Below are 4,973 nucleotides of genomic sequence, written 5' to 3' on the forward strand. Positions count from 1 at the left end.
TACTGCACTCGGGAGGGTGTGGGAGAGTAGGACACCGCCGGACAATCTTCCAGTTCAGGGCCACCCTTCGGGGTGGCCCTGAACTGCGTTCACCGCCGGAACCGGCGGAATCTCCACGGCCCACCCGTCGTGTCTCGTACCGTCGAGCCGGGACCGCTCCGCGCGTCCCCCGCCGGACGGGGCGGATTCGTCAAACGTGACGTGACGAACGGCGTGTTCGGGATCGGTCCGGGCCGACCGGGGTACAGGAGTGGTCATGGAGATCGGAATCATCGGGTCGGGGCACATCGGGGGCACCCTCACCCGTCGTCTGAGTTCACTCGGCCACGACGTCGCGGTAGCCAACTCCCGCGGCCCGCAGAGCCTGACCGACCTCGCCGCCGAGACCGGCGCCCGAGCCGCGAGCCTGGAGGAGGCGGTCCAGGGCGCGGAAGTCGTGGTCGTCGCGATCCCGCTGAAGGCGGTGCCGCAACTGCCGGCGTCGCTCTTCGACGGCAAGCTGGTCGTGGACGCGAACAACTACTACCCCCAGCGCGACGGCGACGTGGCCGAGCTGCTGGACCGTAGTCTCAGCTCCAGCCGGTGGACCGCCGACCACCTCAAGGGCGCCCGGGTGGTCAAGGCCTTCAACAACATCCAGGCGGCGCACCTGATGGACGCGGGCAAGCCGGCGGGCACGCCGGACCGGATCGGTCTGCCGGTCGCCGGCGACGACGAGGACGCCAAGCGGGTCGTCATGGGGATCGTCGAGGAGTTGGGCTTCGATCCGGTGGACGCGGGCACGCTCGACGAGAGCTGGCGGCAGCAGCCGGACACGCCGGTGTACGGCACCGACCGCGACGCGGACGGCGTACGGGAGGGTCTGGCCGCGGCGCGGCCGTGATCGCACCGAGCACGAAGAAGGCCCCGCTGAGCGGGGCCTTCTTGGCGTCCGGGGTCAGGCCCCCGGCTCGGGGGCGCAGATGAAGCGCGGTTCGGCGTCGTACCGCCAGCTGAACTTCTCCCGCTTGACGACCTTGCCGTCCTTCTTGATCACCCGGAACGCGTCCTGGGCGAATCCCACCCCACCGGCGGCGGAGATGCAGTCCGGACCCGGCTTGAGGTAGACCGTCTTCGGCTGGGTGACGTTCCGGCGCGGGCCGTACTCGGTCTTCACGCTGTCGTAGATCTTCGTGCTCCAGATCGACACGGTGATCGAGCTGCCCGTGTACGAAGTGTCGATGAGCACGCCGTGCGGCGTGTTGTTGCGGAACTTGAAGTCGAGCTGCGGCCAGTAGATGGTCGACTCGATGACGGCCGGGTAGCGGCTGAAGTAGAACGAGTGCGGCTTGTGCTCGACGTCCTCCAGCCCGGCGTAGTAGCTCGCGTTGAACAGCGTGGTGGTGAACTGCGAGACGCCGCCGCCCACGCCCGGCACCAGCTTGCCGTTCACGATCGTCGGCGCGTCCTGGTAGCCCTGGTCGTAGCCGCGTTCGCCGGTGTGCGCGTTGAGCGAGAAGGTCTCCCCGGGCTTGACGATCGTGCCGTCCACGTCCTTGGCCGCCTGGACGATGTTCTGGCTGCGCGGGGAGGAGAGGCCGCCGGTGAACCGGGTGGTGAAGGTGGAGACCCGTTCCTTGATGCCCAGCTCGGCCAGCTTGGCCTCGGTCAGCTCCGGCGTGGCCGGCTTCAGCGCGGCGGTCACCGCGCGGTCGGTCGGCTTCGGCAGCACCGCGAGCAACGCGGGCCCGAGCGCGGCGGCGTCGACCTGGCGGCCGGCCCGGCTCGGCACCACCTTCGGCTTGCCGCCACTGATGGTCAGCCCGGCGTCGCGGGGCTCCACCTCCAGCGTCGCGAGCTTGCCGCCGAGCGCGGCGCGCAGTCGCTTGACGTCGACCCGGGGAGTGATCTTTCCGGCGTCGTCGGTCGGGAAGCGCAGCGACCTGGCGATGGCGGCGGGCGGGATGGTGACCGAGCCGCCGTCGGTGGTGAGCGTGACCGGCGCGGCGACGGCGGGCCGGGCCAGCTCGGTGACGAGCCGGTCGACCTCCTCCCGGGTGGTCGCCGGCCACTGCTCCACCAGGGGCACGGTGACCGGTCGGGCGGCCAGCCACGCCGAGGTGACAGCCGTCGTCGCGGCGGTCGTGTCGACGGTCAGCGCCGGCTTCGGGTAGACCGGCTTCGGGGTGGTGCCGGTCCAGATGATGGTCGGCATGGTCATCTCGCGGCCCTGGTCGCCAGCGGCCTTGCGCAGGGCGGCTGCCAGCCGGTCGGCGTCGACCGTGACCACCGGCTCGACCGTGCGGGAGCCGACCAGTCGGCTGACGGCGTGCGCGTCGGCGGCGGCGGCCGCCGCCACGGTGGCGTCCACGTCGACGGTGAGCCCGACGTCGGCCGGCTTCAGCTCGACCTTCTTCTCGCCCACGGTCACGGTGATCGGGGCGTTCAGCGCGTCGGCGCGGCGTTCCAGCTCGGTGCGCAGCGCGCGGGCCGCCTCGGCCCGGCTCCGGCCGCCCAGCTCGGTGCCGAGCACCGTGGTGCCGCGGGGCACATCACCGGCGTACGCGTAGGCGCCGACGCCGACGCCACCGGCGAGCACGGCGGCGGTGATCCCGCCGGCCAGCAGCAGCCGGGCGCGTCGGGAGCGCGGCGGCTTCCCCGGGTCGTCGGTGGGCGGTGTGGCGACCGGCTCCAGCTCGACCCCGGGCCAGCTCACCGCCGCCACCTTGATGGTGGGGCGGTCGTCGGCGGCCGGCATCTTCTCGCCGTACATCGTCACTGCAACCTCATCGGAAGGACACGTGCGGGGACCGCTTCCCCCGCGGGAGACACCTACGGTAACCAACGCTCGGGCCGGTCGGGAGTCTCCGGCCGGGCGGTCGTGTCGGGCAGGCGGCGGTGTCGCACCGATCACCCGTTTCGGGGCCCCGTCCACGCCCTGGTCGTGACACGGTGGGCGGGTGCGGGCGGACGAGCGCGGGTTGGCGTACGGCGGTGGCTGGCTGGACCGGGCGGCGGAGCTGCGCGGGGACGCGAACTGGCTGGCCGAGCGGCGGACCGATCCGGCGAGTGTGGTGCTGCCGTGCTGGCGGGACCGGTGCCTGGTGGATGCCGGGCGGGCACCGGTGCGGCCAACCGTGGCGGACGCGGCCGGGTTGCTCGCCGCCGCCGACGAGACGGTCTTCCTGGGGCTGGACGCGGGCCGGGCGGTGTTCGCCGCCGACCTGTCCGGGCAGGAGGAGGGCGAGGCCCGCGAGCTGGCCGGCGCGGTCGAGGCGGTGGACGTGCGCGCCCTGGTGGGCGGGCTGACACCGGCGGAGGCGGCGCTCCAGGCGTACGCGAAGGGGTTGCTGCACTGGCATCGGGGCCAGCGGTTCTGCGGTGCGTGCGGGGCGGCGACGGTGGCCGGCTCGGGCGGGCACGTCCGCTCCTGCACCGGGCCGGGCTGCGCCCGGTTGTTCTTTCCGCGGATCGAGCCGGCGGTCATCGTGCTGGTCGAGGCGCCCGGTGAGCCGGAGCGTTGTCTGCTGGGTCGGCATCGCGGGGCGGCGGAGGATTCCTGGTCGCTGCTGGCCGGGTTCGTGGAGATCGGCGAGAGCCTGGAGGACGCGGTGCGGCGGGAGTTGGCCGAGGAGGCCGGCGTGTCCGTGCGGGCGGTGACCTATCAGGGTTCGCAGGCGTGGCCGTTTCCGGCCGGGTTGATGGTCGGGTTCCGGGCGACGGCGGTGTCGACGCGGGTCCGGGTCGACGACGAGGAGCTGGTGGCGGCGCGCTGGTTCACCCGGGCGGAGCTGCGTGCGCGGGCGGCGGCGGGGCGCCCCCTCGGCCGGGTCGACTCGATCGACCGCCACCTGCTGGAGTCGTGGTTGGACGAGCGGGGCTGAGCTGGCTCCGGTCGGCGGCATGGTCCCGGCCGGACGGGTGATGGGCTCCTCACCCACAGCGCCTTGCCAGCTTGCCGTTACCGAACTGTGATGTTTGGCAGTGACGACTACCACAGGTGAAACCTGTTCGGCATCCTGTCGTAATCAGGCCGGTTTGCCCTGACCTCCTTGCCCCGGGGATGTTAACCGTTGGTAACCAGGGACGATCTTGATATCACGTCTGTGTTACCCGTCAGTAGCTTGGGGCTTGTGAGGTCTGTCGCTTCGCGAGAGCATCCAATCCGCGACCGCGCGGCCGTTCGGCACAACGGCATCCGCGCCGCCCCGCAGCTTTCCCGTCCCGCGTCGCGTCCTGCGTCCGGCGACGCACCCCCGTCGAGGAGGACCTTGTGAGTGAATCGGAGAACCGTCAGCCGAGTGGCGGCACCCGCTGGCGGCGCTTCGCCGCGATGATGGTGCCGGCGACGGTCGTCGCCGGCGGCATCGTGCTGGGCATGGCCAACGGCGCCATCGCGGCCTCGTTCGCGGTGTCGGGCCAGACCTTCAAGGTCGGCGCCACGAAGCTGGAGGGCAACGGCTTCAAGCAGTACGGCGGCATGGTCGAGGAGAAGAACGGCACCAAGCACCCGGTCGCCGTCTCCGAGATCGCCGACGCCAAGCTCTACGACCTCTGCCAGTCGGTCAACGCCAGCCTGCCGGGCATCCCGATCGTGCTGACCATCAACGCCGGTGGCGACGGCAAGCCGGCCACCGCCACCAACCTGCTGATCGACATGGACTCGCTCGCGGGCGACGCCACGTTCGAGAACATCCAGATCGGCCGCGACGCCAACGACCTCAACGCGAAGCAGGGTCAGCCCGGCGGGTTCGGGCAGAGCGCCGACAAGGTGACCATCACGAAGCTGGAGCAGGTGGCGCGCTCCACCAGCGCCGGCGTCTTCACCCTCAACGGCCTGAAGCTGAAGGTCAACGTGGGCAAGGACGCCAAGGAGTGCTTCTGATCTGATGGCGAGGGGGGGGGGGGGGGGGGCGCGCCGCCCGCGCGCCCGGCGCCCCCCCCCCCCCCCCCCCCCGCGGGGGGGGGGGCCCCCCCCCCAAGGCGCCAGCCCC

4 protein-coding genes are annotated in these 4,973 nt (G+C 72.1%); 3 read left to right on the top strand and 1 reads right to left on the bottom strand.

Going from position 1 to position 4,973, the window contains the following annotated elements; genetic code table 11:
• The first annotated feature begins 256 nt into the window (after window positions 1-256).
• Complete coding sequence (locus ACIA6B_RS31690) at window positions 257-883, top strand: NADPH-dependent F420 reductase (RefSeq protein WP_396779036.1); 627 nt, start codon at window positions 257-259, stop codon at window positions 881-883.
• 54 nt (window positions 884-937) lie between these two features.
• On the opposite strand, the gene ACIA6B_RS31695 is transcribed toward ACIA6B_RS31690, so the two are convergent.
• The gene (locus ACIA6B_RS31695; protein ID WP_396779099.1) at window positions 938-2,752 is read right to left on the bottom strand and encodes a VanW family protein; all 1,815 of its coding nucleotides are present in this window, start codon (window positions 2,750-2,752) and stop codon (window positions 938-940) included.
• A gap of 187 nt (window positions 2,753-2,939) precedes the next feature.
• Here ACIA6B_RS31695 and nudC point away from each other — a divergent pair, with 187 nt between their 5' ends.
• Both nudC and ACIA6B_RS31705 read left to right on the top strand, forming a co-directional pair.
• Complete coding sequence (gene nudC / locus ACIA6B_RS31700; protein ID WP_396779038.1) at window positions 2,940-3,863, top strand: NAD(+) diphosphatase; 924 nt, start codon at window positions 2,940-2,942, stop codon at window positions 3,861-3,863.
• 449 nt (window positions 3,864-4,312) lie between these two features.
• On the top strand, window positions 4,313-4,864 hold the full coding sequence (locus ACIA6B_RS31705; protein ID WP_281934652.1) for a DUF6230 family protein: 552 nt from the start codon (window positions 4,313-4,315) through the stop codon (window positions 4,862-4,864).
• The last annotated feature ends 109 nt before the right edge of the window (window positions 4,865-4,973 follow it).

Source organism: Micromonospora sp. NPDC051141, from assembly GCF_044455765.1.
Taxonomy (GTDB): Bacteria; Actinomycetota; Actinomycetes; order Mycobacteriales; family Micromonosporaceae; genus Micromonospora.